This window comes from Devosia soli, from assembly GCF_000970455.1.
GTDB lineage: Bacteria > Pseudomonadota > Alphaproteobacteria > Rhizobiales > Devosiaceae > Devosia > Devosia soli.
Window position 1 is genome coordinate 54,962 of sequence record NZ_LAJG01000042.1, and the last position, 18,155, is coordinate 73,116.

15 protein-coding genes are annotated in these 18,155 nt (G+C 61.6%); 9 read left to right on the plus strand and 6 right to left on the minus strand.

Annotation, left to right across the window (positions count from 1 at the left end; all coding sequences use genetic code 11):
• Nucleotides 1-23: 23 nt before the first annotated feature.
• From cydX to VW35_RS16800, 3 genes are read right to left on the minus strand one after another with little or no spacing between them, the layout of a single operon-like run.
• The gene (cydX, locus tag VW35_RS21100; protein ID WP_083982951.1) at nt 24-170 is read right to left on the minus strand and encodes a cytochrome bd-I oxidase subunit CydX; all 147 of its coding nucleotides are present in this window, start codon (nt 168-170) and stop codon (nt 24-26) included.
• Between the two features lie 9 nt (nt 171-179).
• The gene (cydB, locus tag VW35_RS16795) at nt 180-1,328 is read right to left on the minus strand and encodes a cytochrome d ubiquinol oxidase subunit II (RefSeq protein WP_046144253.1); all 1,149 of its coding nucleotides are present in this window, start codon (nt 1,326-1,328) and stop codon (nt 180-182) included.
• Nucleotides 1,325-2,926 carry a cytochrome ubiquinol oxidase subunit I gene (locus VW35_RS16800; protein WP_083982953.1) on the minus strand — a complete coding sequence of 534 codons (1,602 nt, stop codon included), beginning with the start codon at nt 2,924-2,926 and terminating at the stop codon, nt 1,325-1,327. The genes cydB and VW35_RS16800 overlap by 4 nt, the downstream gene beginning before the upstream one ends.
• Before the next feature lie 170 nt (nt 2,927-3,096).
• On the opposite strand from VW35_RS16800, the gene cydD reads away from it, so the two are divergent.
• Both cydD and cydC read left to right on the plus strand, forming a co-directional pair.
• A complete protein-coding gene (gene cydD / locus VW35_RS16805; protein WP_046144254.1) occupies nt 3,097-4,818 on the plus strand; it encodes a thiol reductant ABC exporter subunit CydD in 1,722 nt (573 codons plus the stop codon).
• Nucleotides 4,815-6,470: a thiol reductant ABC exporter subunit CydC gene (cydC, locus tag VW35_RS16810; protein ID WP_046144255.1), complete on the plus strand. Its 1,656-nt coding sequence runs from the start codon at nt 4,815-4,817 to the stop codon at nt 6,468-6,470. The genes cydD and cydC overlap by 4 nt, the downstream gene beginning before the upstream one ends.
• Nucleotides 6,471-6,478: 8 nt before the next feature.
• On the opposite strand, the gene VW35_RS16815 is transcribed toward cydC, so the two are convergent.
• The gene (locus VW35_RS16815) at nt 6,479-7,201 is read right to left on the minus strand and encodes a Crp/Fnr family transcriptional regulator (protein WP_046144256.1); all 723 of its coding nucleotides are present in this window, start codon (nt 7,199-7,201) and stop codon (nt 6,479-6,481) included.
• Between the two features lie 166 nt (nt 7,202-7,367).
• Between VW35_RS16815 and VW35_RS16820 the strand changes: the two genes are divergently transcribed.
• The 4 genes from VW35_RS16820 (at nt 7,368) to copM (ending at nt 10,665) form a co-directional block, all read left to right on the plus strand.
• Nucleotides 7,368-9,632 (plus strand): heavy metal translocating P-type ATPase, encoded by a 2,265-nt coding sequence (locus VW35_RS16820; protein WP_046144257.1) that lies wholly within the window; start codon nt 7,368-7,370, stop codon nt 9,630-9,632.
• Nucleotides 9,629-10,039 (plus strand): Cu(I)-responsive transcriptional regulator, encoded by a 411-nt coding sequence (gene cueR / locus VW35_RS16825; RefSeq protein ID WP_046144258.1) that lies wholly within the window; start codon nt 9,629-9,631, stop codon nt 10,037-10,039. Before VW35_RS16820 ends, cueR begins: the two co-directional genes overlap by 4 nt.
• 1 nt (nt 10,040) lies before the next feature.
• A complete protein-coding gene (locus VW35_RS16830) occupies nt 10,041-10,241 on the plus strand; it encodes a heavy-metal-associated domain-containing protein (protein WP_046144259.1) in 201 nt (66 codons plus the stop codon).
• A gap of 70 nt (nt 10,242-10,311) precedes the next feature.
• Nucleotides 10,312-10,665, plus strand: a complete 354-nt coding sequence (gene copM, locus VW35_RS16835; RefSeq protein WP_046144260.1) for a CopM family metallochaperone — start codon at nt 10,312-10,314, stop codon at nt 10,663-10,665.
• 144 nt (nt 10,666-10,809) lie between these two features.
• On the opposite strand, the gene VW35_RS16840 is transcribed toward copM, so the two are convergent.
• The gene (locus VW35_RS16840; protein ID WP_046144261.1) at nt 10,810-11,829 is read right to left on the minus strand and encodes a LacI family DNA-binding transcriptional regulator; all 1,020 of its coding nucleotides are present in this window, start codon (nt 11,827-11,829) and stop codon (nt 10,810-10,812) included.
• A gap of 197 nt (nt 11,830-12,026) precedes the next feature.
• Between VW35_RS16840 and VW35_RS16845 the strand changes: the two genes are divergently transcribed.
• From VW35_RS16845 to VW35_RS16855, 3 genes are read left to right on the plus strand one after another with little or no spacing between them, the layout of a single operon-like run.
• Complete coding sequence (locus VW35_RS16845) at nt 12,027-13,565, plus strand: sugar ABC transporter ATP-binding protein (RefSeq protein WP_046144262.1); 1,539 nt, start codon at nt 12,027-12,029, stop codon at nt 13,563-13,565.
• A complete protein-coding gene (locus VW35_RS16850; RefSeq protein WP_035082583.1) occupies nt 13,546-14,550 on the plus strand; it encodes an ABC transporter permease in 1,005 nt (334 codons plus the stop codon). Before VW35_RS16845 ends, VW35_RS16850 begins: the two co-directional genes overlap by 20 nt.
• A gap of 48 nt (nt 14,551-14,598) precedes the next feature.
• Nucleotides 14,599-15,549 (plus strand): substrate-binding domain-containing protein, encoded by a 951-nt coding sequence (locus VW35_RS16855; protein ID WP_046144263.1) that lies wholly within the window; start codon nt 14,599-14,601, stop codon nt 15,547-15,549.
• A 69-nt stretch (nt 15,550-15,618) separates the two neighbouring features.
• On the opposite strand, the gene VW35_RS16860 is transcribed toward VW35_RS16855, so the two are convergent.
• Nucleotides 15,619-18,057, minus strand: coding sequence for a bifunctional diguanylate cyclase/phosphodiesterase (locus VW35_RS16860; RefSeq protein ID WP_046144264.1), 2,439 nt, complete (start codon nt 18,055-18,057; stop codon nt 15,619-15,621).
• Between the last annotated feature and the right edge of the window lie 98 nt (nt 18,058-18,155).

The following is an 18,155-nucleotide window of genomic DNA, read 5'->3' on the forward strand; positions in this document are numbered from 1 at the left end:
ACATTTGGAATTTGACCAAATGGTCAGGAGCCATGCGTTAACGATTGAGCAGGCTCTTTTCCTTCCTCGCGCGCAACGCGCCGGTCCTCGCGCATTTCAAACCACATGGCGTTCAAAATGCCGAATAGGCAGGCGAGACCCAATCCCAGGATCCACGAAAAGTACCACATGCGCTTCTCCTAGTAGGCGTTGGGGTTTTTGGTGAGCGAAGCTGCCGAGACCGGCCCGCGCATCACGCGGAAAACGTAGCCGGTGTAGAGAAGGACGATCGGCAGAAAGACGACCGTAACGAGCAGCATGATGAACAGCGTCAGATGGCTCGACGAGGCGTCCCAGAGGGTCAGCCCGGCATTGGGCATGGTCGAGGATGGCAGCAGAAATGGAAAGAGCGAAAGACCCGCCGTGGAAATGATGCCGAAAATTCCAGCGCTGGCCGCCAAGAGTGGCACCAGCCTCCAGCGGGCCTGTAGCGCGAGTACGGCAATAATCACACCGGCAAAGCCCAGAAGCGGCGCAACAATCATCAAGGGATGCGCACCAAAATTGGCGAGCCACCCGCCACGCACCAGTTCGACCGTTTTGTTGAGCGGATTGATCGGCGCCGAGGGATCCACGGCGCTGGTGATGACATAGCCGTTGAGGCCAAACGCAACCCAAAACCCGCCGAGTGCAAAGAGCACGACAGTCAGCAGACCCGCCAAAGTCCCATGGGTCCGAGCCCGTTCGGCAAGTAAACCACTGGTCCGGCCGACAATCACCGCCGCACCCTGCGTCACAATCATGCCGAGACTGACAAGGCCACAGAGTAATGCGAAGGGCATGAGCAACTGGAAGAAGTTGCCGGTGTAAAAGGCCCGCATCGATCCGTCAAAGTGGAAGGGCGCGCCGAGAAGCACATTGCCAACGGCGACGCCGAAGATCAGCGCCGGCACGGCCCCGCCAACGAACAGCGCCCAATCCCAAACCTGCCGCCAGCGCGGATCAGAAATCTTGCCGCGGAACTTAAAGCCGACCGGGCGCAGGATGAGCGCCAACAGAATGACGATCATCGCGAGATAAAAGCCGGAAAAGCTAACCGCATAGAGCGGCGGGAAGGCAGCAAAAATGGCGCCGCCGCCCAGCACCAGCCAGACCTGGTTGCCCTCCCACGTCGGCCCGACGACGTTGAGCAGCACGCGCCGCTCCTCGTCCGTCCGGGCAGCGAAGGGCAAGAGCGCGCCGACGCCGAGATCGCGCCCGCCCATGATGGCAAAGCCGATTAGCAGAACGCCGAGCAGCAGCCACCAGATGAGGCGCAGGGTTTCATAATCGAGTGGAATGGCGCTCATGCTCCGAGCTCCTTGGTCTGAGGCGTGACGGGAAGCGCGGCGACGACGAAATCGTCCTCGTCGCCGGTCTCAGCGAAATGGTGGTCCTTGGGTCCGGCTTTGACGATGCGCACCATCAGCATGATCATGATGACGAAGAGCACGGTGTAGAGCGTCGTGAAGAAACCGAGCGAAATCACGAGGTCCCAGAAATTGAGACCCGAGGCGGCATAAAAGGTCGGCAAGACGCCCTCGACGACCCAAGGCTGGCGCCCATATTCGGCGATGAACCAGCCGGCTTCGATGGCGATCCAGGGCGTGGGCAGCAGGAAAAAGCTCAGCCAGAGGAGGTTTTTGTCGCTCTCAAGCGTTCCACGCGATGCCTTCCAGAACCAGAAGGCAAAGAACGCGATGAAGAAGAAGCCGAGCCCCATCATAACGCGGAAGCTCCAGAACAGCGACCACACATCTGGCACCGTATCCTTAGCCGCCAGCGCGATTTCCGCATCCGTGGCATTCCCCACATCGTCGCGATATTTCTTGAGCAGCAGCCCATAGCCGAGATCGGCCCAGTGCTCGTCGAACGTCGCGCGCGCCGCCTGGTCGGTGCCATCGGCCCGTATTTTCTGGAGGGCGTCATAGGCGATCATGCCCGAGCGGATGCGGGTTTCTGCGTGCGCGACAAGTTCGTCTATGCCGAGCAGTTCCTCGTCCAGCGACCGCGTCGTGATCAACCCGCCAACCCAGGGTATCTGGATCGCAAAGCTCGGCGCGCCACCATCGGGTTCGGGCAGAGCAAAGAGCGTCCAGGGGGCAGGCGCTTCCTCGGTGTGATAGCTCGCTTCGAGCGCGGCGATCTTCATCTTCTGTTGCTCGGTCGCGACATAGCCGCTCTCGTCACCGAGCACGACTACCGACAGCGCTCCGGCCAAGCCAAAGCTCGCCGCCACCACCATCGAGCGCTTCGCGATCTCCACATGCTTGCCGCGAGCAAGATAGAAGGCCGAGATAGCGAAGATGAAAACGGCGCCGCAGACATAGCCAGCGCTGACCGTGTGCACGAACTTGGCCTGCGCCACCGAATTGAACAGCACCGCCACGAAGTCAGTAACTTCCATCCGCATGGTGTCCGGGTTGAACTTGGCGCCGACCGGGTTCTGCATCCAGCCATTGGCGATGAGGATCCAGAGCGCGGAAAGATTGGTGCCGAGCGCCACGAGCCAGGTGACGACGAGATGCCCGACCTTGCTCATCCGGTCCCAGCCGAAAAGGAAGAGGCCTACAAAGGTGGCTTCGAGGAAGAATGCCATCAGGCCCTCGATGGCCAGCGGCGCCCCGAACACGTCTCCGACATAATGGCTGTAATAGCTCCAGTTCATGCCAAACTGGAATTCCATGACGATGCCAGTGGCGACACCCATGGCGAAATTGACGCCAAACAAGGTGCCCCAGAAGAGCGTCGCCTTGCGCCAGACCTCGCGCCCGGTCATCACATAGACGCTTTCCATGATTGCCATCAGGAAGGAGAGCCCCAGCGTCAGGGGCACGAAGATGAAGTGGTACATCGCGGTGGCGGCGAATTGCCAGCGCGAGAGTTCAACGACAGTCATGTCGATCATGGCAGGGTTTGCCTCACAGCTGCTGCTGGCGCGGGATGCCAGCATGAGCGCCCTGATAGGGGAGGCTGCGACAATCCACCTTGATCCAGATCAAGACGCGGCGCCCTTAAGGCCTTAGGAAAGCGTTGGGCTGTTCTCGTCAGCTCAGCGAACGACGCCTGGAATCCTTCATGACCAAGCAAGCCAAGTCGGCCGGCAAAACCCTGTCCAGATTGCAGCGCCGGGCCGGCGCCTCGCTCTGGTGGGCCATTGCCCTCCCGCTGGTCTCGGGCGGATTGCTCGTGTGGCAGGCAGCCACGCTTGCCCATGTTGTCGGTCAGGCGGTCGAAAGCCGGGTTGAACTGACCGCTCTTCTTCCTTCGCTCGCGCTTATCCTTGCGTTGATGGGCGCCCGTGCGCTCTTTTCCGGGATTGGTGATTGGCTGGGCACACGGGGCGCGGAGGCCATCAAGCAGGCTCTGCGGCAGGACCTTCTCGCCGGCCTCCTTGCCCGCTCGCCACGTCGCCAGGATCAGCCCCATTCTGGAGCCGCCGTCACCGCCATCATCGATCAGGTCGAGGCGCTCGATGGGTATTTTGCTCGCTATATTCCCGCCGCCGCACAGGCTGCGCTCTTGCCGCTGGTCTTCGGCGCTATCATCCTGCCCCTCGATTGGGTCGCGGGCACGCTGTTTCTTGTCTCGGCGCCGCTGATCCCACTGTTCATGGCGCTTGTCGGCTGGGGCGCGCAGGCGGCAACTGACCGGCAGGCGCAGGCCCTCAGCCGGCTTTCCGGTCGCTTCGCCGATCGATTGAGAGGTCTGCTGACGCTCAAGCTTTTCGGGCGTGAAGCCGCCGAGACCGACGGTATCATGCTTGCGAGCGAAAACCTGCGCCGCCGCACCTTGCGGGTGCTGGGCATCGCCTTCCTGTCATCCGCCGTGCTTGAATTTTTCGCCGCGCTCGGCGTGGCCGGCGTCGCGCTCTACCTTGGGCTGACCTTCATCGACTTCCTCCATCTGCGCTCGTCGCCGCTGACGCTGGAACTGGCGCTGTTCCTGCTCCTCATGGCGCCCGAGGTTTATAATCCACTGCGGCTCCTTGCCGCGCATTATCACGACCGCGCCGCCGCCAAGGCCGCCGTGGCCGAAATCGAAGCGCAACTTGGTTTCCTGACCGACGGTGTTCCGACGCTTTCCGACGCAGCGCCCTGTCTAGGCCGCGCGTTGGCCGTCACTCTTTCTGGCGTGACCCTGCGCACGCCCGATCACCAGCGTGTCCTTGTCGAAAACATCGAGCTTGATATCGCGCCCGGCCAGCACATCGCGCTTCTTGGCCCCAGCGGACAAGGCAAGTCGACGCTTCTCGATGCCATTGCCGGCTTGCGTACCCATGAAGGCGACATCCTTCTCGATGGCAAGCCGCTCGGCGACTGGCCGGAACATCATTTGCGTGCCCGGACCTTCCTTTTGACCCAGCGTCCGCGCCTTCTCCATGCAAGCCTTGCCGACAATATCGCGCTTGCCCGCCCCGGCGCGAGCCGAAGGGATATCGAGACAGCTGCCGAGAGGGCGTCCGTCATGCCATTCGCTGCCGCCCTGCCCTACGGGCTCGACACCATTATCGGCGAGGATGGTTTGGGCCTTTCCGGTGGTCAGGCCCAACGTGTCGCGCTGGCGCGGCTCTTTCTGCGCGATGCAGGTCTCATCCTTCTCGATGAGCCAACGGCGCACCTCGACCCTGCGCTGGAAGCCGAAATCATGTCTGCCCTGCTTGCCTATGCGCGCGGCCGCACGCTGATCGTTGCCACCCACTCCCATGCGGCCGCGGCTCAACTCGATAAAACCTGGCGTATCGCCGGCCAAAGCCTCGTGCCCGTTGCTATCTCTGCCAAGCGAAAGGGCGTCGCATGAGCGTTCTCACCATGTTTATTCCGCTCTTCAAACGCCGCCTCGGCGCCCTGAGCCTCACGCTCTTGCTCTCGGTCGTCACGCTTGCAAGCGGCATCGCGCTTCTGGGCACTTCCGGCTGGTTCATCACCGCAACCGCGCTGACGACGCTTGGCCTTGGCTTCAACCTTTTCGTCCCCTCAGCCATGGTGCGCGCCTTTTCCTTCGTCCGCATCCTCGCCCGCTATGGCGAGCGCTTCGTCGGCCACAATGCAACGTTGAAACTCCTGTCCGACCTGCGCGGCTGGCTCTTTGGCGCCCTCTTTCCGCGCCTGCCACTGGCTGATCGGTCTATCCGCCACGGCGATATCGTCAGCCGTCTCACCGCCGATATCGACGCGCTCGACGTCGCCTTCCTCGTTGCGGTCGGTCCGATGCTTGGCGCCCTTCTCATAGGCACGGTCATGACGGTGGTCCTGGCCCTTTTGCTCCCCGGCGCCGCGATCATCTATGGCGCATGCATTGGCCTTGCCGCCATCGCCGTGCCCGTCATCCTGGTGCTGGTTGCACGCAAGGCCGGCCGCGACACCGTGCTTGCCGCCGCCGATGCCCGCATCGCCGTTTACGACGCCATCAATGGACATGCCGATCTGACCATTCTCGGCGTCCTCGGTAGCGCCCACGCCCGCTTCAATGACATTGCTGAACGCCTTCGCGATCGGCGCCTGCTGCTCGCGGCATTGACTTCTGGCGCCGCTGTCCTCGTCCAATTCCTTGCCGCCCTCGCTCTCGTCGGCACGCTCTGGCAGGGTCTTGCGGCCCAGGAAGCTGGGACGCTCGATCCTGCCGTGTTGGTCGGTCTCGTCCTTGCCGTGCTCGGCAGCTTTGAAGCTACGGGCGTCATCGTTCGCAGCGTCGGAAAATCACTCGCTGCCTTTGCCGCCGCCGAACGGCTCAATGCCCTCACGCAAGTGCCCCCTGCGATCGTCGAGCCGGCCCACCCCAAGCCATTCCCCACAGACCACAGCGTGACCTTGAGCGACGTGCATTTCAGCTACGACGCCGGTGCGCCCGTCCTCAAAGGCGTGACCCTGACGATGGCCCAGGGCGAACGCATCGCGATTGCGGGCCCGAGCGGTGGCGGAAAATCTACCCTGCTCCACCTGCTTCTGCGTCTCGCCGAGCCTCATTGCGGCACCATTCGCATTGGCACGACACGGCTCTCCGACATCAAGTCGAGCGAGGTTCATGCGCACATAGCGCTACTGAGCCAGGACAGCCCGGTCTTTATCGATACGATCCGCAATAATCTGCGCGTCGCCCGCGCCGCGGCCGACGACGAGGCACTCTGGCAAGCGCTTGCCGTTGCACGCCTCGACACATTCGTTGCGAGCCTGCCACAGGGCCTCGATACGGTTGTCGGGGAATCTGGCCGCACGCTATCGGCCGGTCAGATGCGCCGGCTCTGCCTTGCCCGTACATTGCTTTCGCAAGCGTCGATCATTCTGCTCGATGAACCGACCGATGCCCTCGACCGCGCCAATGAGATCGCATTTTTCGAAACCCTCCGCGCTGCCACGGTCGGGAAGACGGTGATCATGGTCACCCACGCAGACGTGCCACCAGGCACGGTCGATCGGGTGGTTGAAATGCGCAATGGGACGATCAGAGACTGAGCAACGGCTCAGCCGCAGCGAAAACGAAGCTGGGCAAGATCGACGATGGTCACGTGCCGATAATTGGCGATCTCGATCACCTTGTCCGCCTTGAGCTTGCTCATCTGCCGGCTGACCGTTTCGATGGTCAGCCCGAGGAAGTCGGCAATATCGGCGCGGCTCAGCGGTAAGTCGAATGTCGCCAGCGCATCATCTTCGGTCGGATCGATGTGCGTGGCGATAAGATAAAGGAAACTGGCGACCTTTTCGCTTGCCGTCTTGCGGCCCAGCGTTACCATCCAGTCGCGCGCCTCGTCGAGCTCGCGCAGCGCCTGCATCATGATGCGGTGCTCGACCGGCCCGCCCGCCGCCATCAGCGCTTCCAGCGCAGGCTTGGGAATAAGACACAGCTCGACATCAGATGCCGTTTCCGCGGTCACCCGGCTTTCGGTCGCGAAAGGGCGACCCAAAAGGTCCGGTGCAAATTGCAGCCCAACCAACTGCTGCCGTCCGTCTTCGAGGACCTTGCTGAGCTTGACCACGCCCTTGAGCACGTTCGCGTAGGAAGCGATAGGCATGGCATCGGCCATGATTTCCTGCCCCGGCTCGCGCCGCACCCGGCGCGTATGCCTAGAAATCGAGAGAAGCTGTTCCGAGGTCATTGCACCACAAATGCCCTGGTGCCGTGCTTCACAGCTCTGGCACAGAATGGGCAGGTCCGAATTGTGGATGTCTTTGCGAACCGTCTGCATGGATCAAGCTCCTGACATCGTCTGCAATAGTCCGTCCGTGTCGCCAATATAATCGTCAGAAATGACGCTGTGCCAACTGGTCGCATCGGCGAAAAAAATCGGCGACACGGCTCTTGACCTTACCATGATGGGAAGGTCTATCTAGTTGAGGACGAGGTAAAGACCAATGAACACACACGTCCATCACACACCATCACCAACTCCCGTCGCCCTCGACATCGAGGGCATGACCTGCGCCTCCTGCGTGTCACGGGTGGAAAAGGCTCTCCTTAAAGTTCCAGGCGTCGAAGCTGCCTCGGTCAACCTGGCGACTGAACGCGCCACAGTGACTGGCGGCGATACCGAGGCCCTGCTCAAGGCGGTCGAAAAGGTCGGCTACAAGGGAAGCCTTCGCCAGCCCGAACACGCGGGCCACGGCCACGCTCATCATCACCATGACGAGGATGCAAAAATCCTCCGCCGCGACCTCATCGTTGCGGCCATCCCTACCATCCCGCTCTTTGCGCTGGAGATGCTGGGCCATCTCTACATGCCCTTCCACATGTGGCTGATCTCCGTCGTCCCGATGAACGTCCTTTATGTGGCCTACTTCATCCTCGCGAGCTTCGTGCTCTTCGTGCCGGGCCTGCGGTTCTTCAAGACCGGTATCCCTGCTCTTTTCCGCGGCGCACCGGAGATGAACTCGCTCGTTGCTCTGGGGGCAGGCGCCGCTTGGCTCTTTTCCAGTGTGGTCACCTTCGCACCGCAGCTCGTACCGGCCGAAACGCGCTATGTCTATTTCGAAGCCGCTGCCGTCATCGTCACACTGATCCTCGTCGGTCGCTGGCTGGAAGCCTTGGCCAAGGGCCGCACCGGCGATGCCATTCAGCGCCTCGTGCGCGAGCAGGCTAAGACCGCTCGCGTCGAGCACCAGGGAATGGTGCATGAGGTGCCGATCGAACAGGTCAAGGTCGGCGACATCGTCGTCGTCCGCCCCGGCGAAAAGATCGCCGTCGATGGCGAGCTGGTCGATGGCACGAGCCATGTCAAAGAATCCATGATCTCCGGCGAGCCCCTGCCGGTCTCCAAGAAATCCGGAGATACCGTTATCGGCGGCACGCTCAACACTTCAGGCAGCTTCCGCTTCCGCGCCACCAAGGTCGGCGGAGACACGATGTTGGCCCAGATCATCCGCATGGTCGAAGAGGCACAGGGCGGCAAGTTGCCGATCCAGCGCACCGTTGATCTCATTACTGCCTGGTTCGTGCCGGCCGTGATGGCGCTTGCTGCTCTGACCTTTGTCGTCTGGTTCATCTGGGGACCTGACCCGGCCATGACCTTCGGCTTCGTCAACGCCGTTGCCGTCCTGATCATCGCCTGCCCGTGCGCCATGGGTCTTGCGACGCCGACCTCGATCATGGTTGGCACCGGCCGCGCCGCCGAACTCGGCGTCCTCTTCAGAAAGAGCGAGGCCCTGCAACGCCTGCGCGAGGCCGACGTCGTCGCCTTTGACAAGACCGGTACCCTCACCGAAGGCAAGCCTGTCCTGACGGACCTGATCCTCGACGACGATTTCGAACATGACGATGTTCTGTCGCTGGTTGCTGCTGCTGAAAGCCGCTCGGAGCACCCGATCGCCCTTGCGATCGTGGCTGCGGCGCAAGAGGCTGGCCTCAGCCTGCCTCAGGTCGAGCACTTCGATTCCGACCCCGGTCACGGCGTCATCGCCACCATTGGCGGTCGCAAGGTGCGGGTCGGCTCGGCCCGCATGATGGAGGGCCTTGATCTTTCCGACTTCGAACACACGCTTCAGCGCTTCGCCGACGAGGGCAAGACGCCCGTCTTCGCCGCCATAGGCGACAAGATCGCCGCAGCCATCGTCGTAGCCGACGTGGTAAAGCCGACAAGCACGGCGGTGATAGCCCGCCTGCACGCCCTAGGGCTGCAGACCGCGATGATCTCGGGCGACAACAAGCGCACCGCCGCAGCCATTGCCGCCCAGGTCGGCATCGACGAAGTGCGGGCCGAAGTCCTACCCGCCGATAAGGTCGCTGCCATCAAGGCCCTGCGCCAGGGCGGACGGGTCGTTGCCTATGTCGGCGATGGGATCAACGATGCCCCTGCCCTCGCCGAGGCCGATATCGGCATCGCTGTCGGCACCGGCACGGACGCTGCCATCGAGAGCGCCGATGTCGTGCTTCTCGGCGGCAATCTGCAAGGCGTGCTCAATGCGCTGACGGTGAGCCGCGCCACGATGAAGAACATCTGGGAAAATCTCTTCTGGGCCTTCGGCTACAATGCCGTGCTGATCCCGGTTGCCGCCGGCATCCTTTACCCCGCTTTCGGCATCCTGCTCTCGCCCATGCTCGGCGCCGGGGCCATGGCCCTGTCCTCCGTCTTCGTCGTCGGCAACGCCCAGCGCCTGCGCGCCATCAAGGGAGAAGCCGCATGAATATCGGCCAAGCCGCCGACGCCTCCGGCGTCTCCGCAAAAATGATTCGCTATTATGAGCAGATCGGGCTCATCCGCCCACCCTCGCGTACCGGCAGCAACTACCGTGTCTATGGCAGTGATGAAGTGCACATTCTGCGCTTCATCCGCCGGGCGCGCACTCTCGGCTTTTCCATCGAGGAAACCGGCGCGCTCCTCGCTCTCTGGCAGGACAAGACCCGCGCCAGCGCCGAAGTGCGTGACATCGCCTCCGAACACATTTCGGCGCTTGAGACCAAGATTGCCGAACTCGAATCCATGGTTGGGACGCTCAAGCATCTCGTCCACTGCTGCCATGGCGACAACCGCCCAGACTGCCCCATTCTCGACGATCTCGCCGGGACCACTGCAAAATCGAAAGGACACTGACATGACCGAAGCAACAATTCTTACCGTCAACGACATGACCTGCAGCCACTGCGTCGGCACCGTGCGCAAGGCTCTAGAAGAGGCTTTGCCCGGCGCCGAAATCAACGTCGATCTCGCGACGCACAAGGTGAGCTTCACCGGGGACCGCGCCAAGGGCGAAGAAGCGATCAAGGAAGCGGGCTACACCCCCGAGCCCGCATAAAAGCCCAGATCCATGCTTGACCTTGCCATCTGGCAAGGCCGCATGCTGGACCAATCAAAGGAGACAAAAAATGAAGTCTGCTCTTTTTGCCCTGGCTCTGACCGCCCTGGCTTTCCCCGCTTGGGCGCAGGATAACCATGCCGGCCACGGCGCCGCTGCCGCCGAAGAAGCGCCGTCGACCGCCGCTTTTCGCGCCGCGAACATGTCGATGCACGAAAACATGGACATGGAATATACTGGCAATGCCGACGTCGATTTTCTCCGTGGCATGATCCCGCACCATAAGGGCGCCGTAGCCATGGCCAAGGTTGTGCTCGAATATGGCTCCGACCCGGAAGTCAAAAAGCTCGCCGAAGACATCATCGCGGCGCAGGAGAAGGAAATCGCGTTCATGCTAGACTGGCTCGCCAAGCACCCGCAATAGCGCGAGCCAGAGCCAGGCAATCGTGCGGATGCCATGCTACTTCCTGCCAACTCAGATCGGGCATGGAGCCGGCCCAGATGCCTGGTGACGAAGACAGAAAAATGCGACCCGCTTCGTCTATCGAGCCGGCTCTTCTGATCAACCTTAGCCGAAGCGGGTCACCGAATTCCGCACTATCAGCTCCGCGCGCAAGAGGATTTGCTGCTCATGCGGCTTTTCGCCGGCGAGCAGTTCCAACAGCAATTCCATTGCAGCCTCGCCGATCCTGTGGCGGGGCTGTTTCATCGTGGTGAGCGAGGGCGTGACGAAGCTCGAAAACGAAATGTCGTCAAAGCCCATGATGGAGAACTGCCGCGGCAAGTCGTAGTGCCGGGCGTTGAGCGAAATGATCACCCCCAAGGCAGTCGCGTCATTGACGCAGAAGAACGCCGTTGGCAGTGCATCGCGCACGAACATCAGCTCCGCGGCCGCCCGCCCGCTTTCGGTTGTGCCATCGCCATCGATGATGAGGCGAGGATCGATTGAAATCCCGGCTCCCGCCAGCGCCTTGCGATAACCTTCCTCGCGCAGGCGATTGACCTCGCGTGCCCCCGAGCGTCCGACGAAGGCGATCCGCCTGTGCCCTTGTGAAATCAGGTGCTCCGTCGCAATGCGCGCGCCTTCGAAATTGTCGACGCCCACATAGGGCACGTCGGCATTGGGCACCGGTTCGTTGACGGCCACCATGGGCGGCAAGCGTCCCTCGGTGCCGTCCTGCCCAAAGCCGTAGGGTAAATGACCGGTAAAGAGAATCAGCCCGTCGGCCTGGTTCGAACTGATGAACCGCAGATAGTCCGTCTCGCGCGCGGGGTCGTTCTGCGTATTGCCGATCAGGACGCCATAGCCGCGCTTGCTCGCCTCGGTTTCGAGCCCCACCAGAATATTGGAAAAATTCGGATCGCCCACATCGGGCGCCAGAATAAGGATCATGTTGGACCGCCGCATGCGCAGCGATCGGGCCATGGCGTTGGTAGTGTAGCCGGTGCGAGCGATCGCTTCGGTCACTTTGCGGCGGGTCTCGTCGGCGACCTTGGTAGGCTCATTGATGGCGCGGCTGACCGTAGCGATAGACACGCCGGCAAGCGCCGCTACGTCCTCGATCGTGGCCAGTTTCTGGTGCTGCACTCGTTTAAGCCCCGCACACCCACTGGCGCCCGTATTCTGCCTCTAGCAGAAGCTAGGCGGAGCGCCAGACCCTCTTCCAAGGTCTATCTGTTTTTGCCGCTGTGTAAACCTTTACATCATTCATGAAAACCTTTACATCATTGCATCAGGACGACGAGCCGGGGTCAACAGGCCGCGTCCATGGGGGAGGTTTTGCGATGAACAGCGCCGACGGCACACCTGCGCCTGCCATTCTGTCGGCCAATCGCATTTCCAAATCCTTCGGTGAAATTCCGGTGCTGTTCAGCATCGATTTCGACATCAAGCCCGGTGAAGTTCACGCCATCATCGGCGAAAACGGCGCCGGCAAGTCCACGCTCATCAAGATTCTCTCCGGCATCGAGCAGCCTACCTCTGGCACCATCACCTATGATGGCCAGACGGTAACGCTCCCGCCCGATGGCAAGGCGGAAGGGATGGGCATCGTGCTGATCCATCAGGAACTGAACCTTGCCGAACATCTGACCGCCTCGGAATCAATCTTTCTCGGCCGCGAGATCAAGCGCTTCGGTTTTCTCGATATCGGCGAGATGCGCAAACGCGCTGCCGCCCTGATGGACACGCTCCATGTCCGCGTCGACCCTGACGACCGCATCAGCACCCTCTCGGTCGCTGACAAGCAAATGGTCGAGATCGCCAAGGCGATCAGCCGGGACGCACGCGTTCTCATCATGGACGAGCCGACTGCCGTGCTTTCGGTGGGCGAAACACAGACGCTGTTCGAACAGATCCGCCGCCTCACTGCCCGTGGCGTCGCCGTCATTTTCATCTCGCACAAGCTCGATGAGATCATGGAACTGGCCGATCGCGTCACGGTTCTCCGCGATGGCCAGTTGATCGCCACCGTTGGCACCGAGGCGCTAACGCCCGATTCCATCGCTCAGATGATGGTCGGCCGCGAGCTTTCCAATCTCTATCCGCCCAAGCACGAACCCGATGTCGATGCACCCGTCGTGCTCGGCGTCCGCAATCTGTCGGCCAAGGGCGTTCGCGACATTTCCTTCGACCTGAAACGCGGCGAAATTCTCGGCTTTGCCGGCCTCATCGGTTCGGGCCGCACCGCCGTTGCCGAAGCCATCGTCGGCCTCAGCCACCGCACTGGCGGCGATATCGCGCTCGATGGCAAGCCGGTCAACTTCACCCAGGTCGCCCAATCGGTCGATGCGGGCCTTGCCTACATGACCAAGGATCGCAAAGGCAAAGGCCTCTTGCTGAATATGGGCCTCCGGCCAAATCTGACGCTCCTGACGCTCGACAAGCATATCAAGGCCGGCTTCCTTGATGGCTCCAGCGAGGATCGCGCTCTCGAGCGCGCCGTGCGCCGTTTCGATATCCGTGCGCGCGACGCATCTGTCGCCGTCGGGCGGCTTTCCGGCGGCAATCAGCAAAAGCTGATGCTGGGCAAGACCATGGAGAGCGAGCCGGATATCATCATCATGGATGAGCCGACCCGCGGCATCGATGTCGGCACCAAGCAGCAGATCTATCACATCATCGCCGCGCTCGCTGCCGAGGGCAAATCGATCATCCTCATCTCCTCGGAAATGCAGGAAGTGATCGGCCTCAGCCACCGCGTGGTGGTGATGCGCGAAGGCCGTCTGACGGGCGTCCTTGAGGGCGCGGAAATCACCGAAGCAGAAATCATGCGGTACGCCGCTGGCATCAAGAGTGGAAACGATGAGCGTATCAGCGCCTGATATTCCGGCAAAACCCAAGCGCGGCTTCCGCCTCGATCTCAAGACTGTGGGGCCGCTCCTGGCGCTCGCCCTGCTGGTCCTGCTCGGCATCTCGCTTAACGAGAATTTCCTGAGCTACAACAACCTGACCAACGTCCTCGCCCGATCTTCCTTCATTGGTATTATTGCCATCGGCGCAACCTTCGTGATCACCGCCGGAGGGCTCGACCTCTCAGTCGGCTCCATGGCTGCGGTCATCGCCGGGGTCATGATCATGGTCATGAACTGGCTGATCCCGACCATGGGCATCGGCTGGGGCGTCGTCATCGCCGGCATGGCGACGGGCATTCTGCTCGGCGGCGTCGCAGGTGTCTTTAACGGCACCATGATCACGCGAGGGCGCATCGAAGCCTTTATCGTCACCCTCGGCACCATGGGCATTTTCCGCTCGCTCGTGACGTTCCTCGCCGATGGCGGCACGCTGTCGCTGAATTTCCAGGTCGCCGACGTTTATCGCCCGGTCTACTATGCCGGCCTCCTCGGGGTGCCATGGCCGATCATCGTCTTTGCGCTCGTCGCCATCGGTGGCGAGGTCGTGATGCGCTATACCGCTTTCGGCCGCTATTGCGCTGCTATCGGCTCGAACGAGCAGGTCGCCCGCTACTCCTCGATCAATGTCGATAACGTGCGGCTCCTGACCTACATCCTGCAGGGCGTACTCGTCGGCGTCGCGGTGCTGCTTTATGTGCCGCGCCTCGGCTCCGCCTCGAGCACCACGGGCGTCCTCTGGGAACTCGAAGCCATCGCCGGCGTGATCATCGGCGGCACCACCCTTAAGGGCGGCTATGGCCGGATCTGGGGCACGGTGGTCGGTGTCGTCATCCTCGGCCTCATCGGCAACATCCTCAATCTTCAGAGCCTCATCAGCCCCTATCTCAACGGGGCCTTCCAGGGCGTCATCATCATTCTTGCCGTGCTGCTGCAGCGCGGGCGCAAGAACGCCTGATCATACAGTTTACATCGCCCAACAAAGGGCATTTCGGGAGGACTAAAAATGAAACTGGCAAAAACCCTTCTGGCGTCGGCGGTTGTCGCTGGCGGCCTCATGGGCTCGGTATTCGCCCAGGATAAGGTGACCATTGGCGTTTCCGTGCCGGCGGCCGACCATGGCTGGACTGGTGGCGTCAACTATTTCGCCCAGCAGGCGATCGACCGCCTCAGCACCACCTACCCCGATGTCGAATTCGTCTTTGCTTCCGCGCCTGACGCGCCCAAGCAGATCGCCGACATCGAAGATATGGTCTCGACCCGCGGCATCGACGCCCTCGTCATCCTGCCAGGTGATCCAGACGCCATGACCTCCGCCATCAAGCAGGTCAAGGATGCTGGCAAGTTCGTCACCGTCGTCGACCGCCAGCTCTCGATCAATGGCGTCGAAGATCTCTACGTCGCCGGCGACAATCCTGGCCTCGGCGCCAATGCCGCTGCCTATATCAAGGAACAGCTGCCGGACGGCGGCAACATCGTCATCTTGCGCGGCCTGCCGATCCCGATCGACCAGCAGCGTTTCGATGGCTTCATGTCGGGCATCGAAGGCAGCAACATCAAGGTTCTCGACGACGAATTCGCCAACTGGAACCGTGATGACGGCTTCAAGGTGATGCAGGACTTCCTGACCCGCTTCCCCGATATCAAGGCCGTGTGGACCCAGGACGACGACATCTCGCTCGGCGCCATGGAGGCCATCAAGCAAGCCGGCCGTGAAAAGGAAATGTTCATCGTCGGCGGCGCCGGCATGCAGCAAATCCTCAACGCCGTCGCCAACGGCGATGCACTCACCCCGGTCGATGTCAGCTACAGCCCGGCGATGATCGCCACGGCAATCGAACTGACGACATCGCACCTCGTCGGTGGCGTCCACGTCAATGGCCGTTTCATCCTTGAATCGACCCTGATCACCAAGGACAACGCCGCCGAATTCCTCGATCCAAACAGCCCGTTCTGATCGGCAACAAAAGCGAAAATGCAAAGGGCGCCCTCGTGGCGCCCTTTGTGCTTGCGGGTTGCTCTCGCCTCAGGCGCGCTGCAGCGCCGCGGAAGGCTCCCAGTCCATCGCCGCTGGCCTGCCCAGAAAGAAGCCTTGGGCTTCATTGCAGCCTTCGAGACGCAATACATCGAGCTGCTCGATGGTCTCGACGCCTTCGGCAAGAACTGGCACCGAAAGGCTGCGTCCCAGCGCCAAGATGGCGCGCACGATGGCCTTGCTCTGTTCGGAATGCTCCACTTCGCTCATGAAGGAGCGATCGAGCTTGATCTTGTCGAACGGGAAGCTGCGCAGCGTTGCAAGCGAGGAATAGCCCGTGCCGAAATCGTCGATCGCGATCGACACGCCCAGCGCCCTGATCTGGGTCAGGATGTTCAACGCCCGCTTCTTGTCGTTGATGATGGCCGTTTCGGTGACCTCGAGCTCCAGCCGATCGGGAGCAAGGCCCGACTGATAAAGCACGATCTTGACGAGATCGACGAGTTCAATCTGTGAGAGCTGCATCCCGGATACATTGACGGCGATCTTGTGCGGCTCGGGCCAGCTTGCCGCTTCCGTGCAGGCGGTTCGCAACACCCAGGCGCCGATCGCATTGATGGCGCCGCATTCTTCGGCAACAGGAATGAATTCGGCCGGTGACACCGGACCATATCCCTCGCGATCCCAGCGCAGGAGCACTTCATAGCCCGTGATCTCGCCCGTCGAGACCGATTTCTGCACCTGATAGACGAGGTTGAACGCATTGTTTTCGAGCGCCTGCCAGAGGTCATTGGCCATTGCGCGCCGCTGGCGCGCGTGCTCGTCCATTTCGCTTTCATAGTAGCAGACGCGCGTTTCGAACTCGGCCTTGGCACGATAAAGCGCGAGGTCGGCATTGCTCAAAAGCTTGGAGTGATCGCGGCCGTCCTGTGGATAGATGGCAACACCGATGCTGCCCGATGTGGCGATCACCACGTCCTGATACTGCACGCTCCCGAAAAGCTCACCCTCGACGCGTTCAAGAAACTCACGCAGGCTTTCGATCACCGAGAACGGTTTCAGCGCCACAAACTCGTCGCCGCCTAGCCGGGCTATTACTTCTCCGGGCCGGAGGACGTTCGATAACCGCTCGGCGAGCACACGCAAGACCTGGTCGCCGGTTGCGTGGCCATAGCTGTCGTTAATGTCCTTGAAATGGTCGAGGTCGATGGCAACGATGCCGATCTGCGTTTCGCGCTCGGCGGCCTCTGACAGGGCCATGTCGAACAGTTCATCGAACCGTGCACGATTGGGAAGGCCCGTCAGCGTGTCGTGCTTGGCCAGATGGGCAATGGCGGCCTCATTACGCTTGGTGTCGGTGATGTCTTCCATCAGCGTCACCCAGCGTCCATCGCCTGTTGGATTATGCTGAACCCTGAGAAAGCGCTGCCCCTCAAAGCTGTGGATCACCTGCCCGCCCTGTGCGGCGAGTGCCCGGTGCTGTTCTGTCAGTTCGCGAGCACGCGCTTCGCGGCTCTGTTCATCCGCATCCGAGAGATTGGCCGCGGCGCGGCAAATGTCTTCGAGCATCTCGCCTTCGATCAACCTGCCTTTCGGCAGGCCGAGCAATTCGGTCAAACGCTCGTTGTGAAGCAGCAACTGCCCCTCGGCCGAAAAGAGCGCCAAGCCCTGGCCCATATGGGTCAGCGCCAGTTCAAGCTTCTGGCTGACGCTGGCGATACGCTCCGCGTCGGCCAGCTGGCGCAGGTTTTCGCGCTCGGTGCGGCGGCGGTCTGCCTCATCGAGCACGATGCTGCCAAGCGCAGCGGCAATGATGAAAAGGCTCACAAGAGCGGCGATGACGGAGATCACGCCCCCGTCGAGCGGCGCCATGGCGCCGAGCAAGGGCATGCAATTGCTGAAGTCGGACGCGCCCATGGCCGTGAAGTGCATGGCGCAGATGGCAAGAGTGAGCAGCCCCACGCCACCGAAGAGGCGCGAGCGCGCGCCGTCGGTCGCGACGACCACTGCAAGACCGGAAAGAATGATGCCGGCAATGATCGAGGCGACGACAAGACCGTTGTCCCAGACGAGTTGGCCATCGAGCAGCAATGCGGCAATACCGACATAGTGCATCGAGGAGATGCCGACCCCGATTACTGCGCCCCCAAGGAACCGATCCGCCGGACCGGCGCCGCGGATTGCCATGGCAAGGCCGGCACCACAGACGCTGATGGCGATGACCAAAGACAGCCCGGTGAGCAGAACATCGTATTGCAGCGCGAAGCCGGGGCGGAAGGCCAGCATGGCGACAAAGTGCGTCGACCAGATGCCCATGCCCACCGACACGGCTGAGACCGCCGTCCAGATGCGGCGCATTCGCCCCGTCATGCGCATGGCGTGGCGCAACAAACTCATGCAGGCATAGGCAGATAGCAGGCATACCGCAGCAGCGAGTGCCACGAACCACAGATCATGGCCCCGGAAAAAGAAATCGAGAATTGCGAGCACGTTTCGCCATCCGAAAAAATACCTATTTACCTTAGGTTGGTACGTCTTTCGGAGACGTTACGTATCCCGCTTTACCGAGTGCCATGCTGAATCCGACC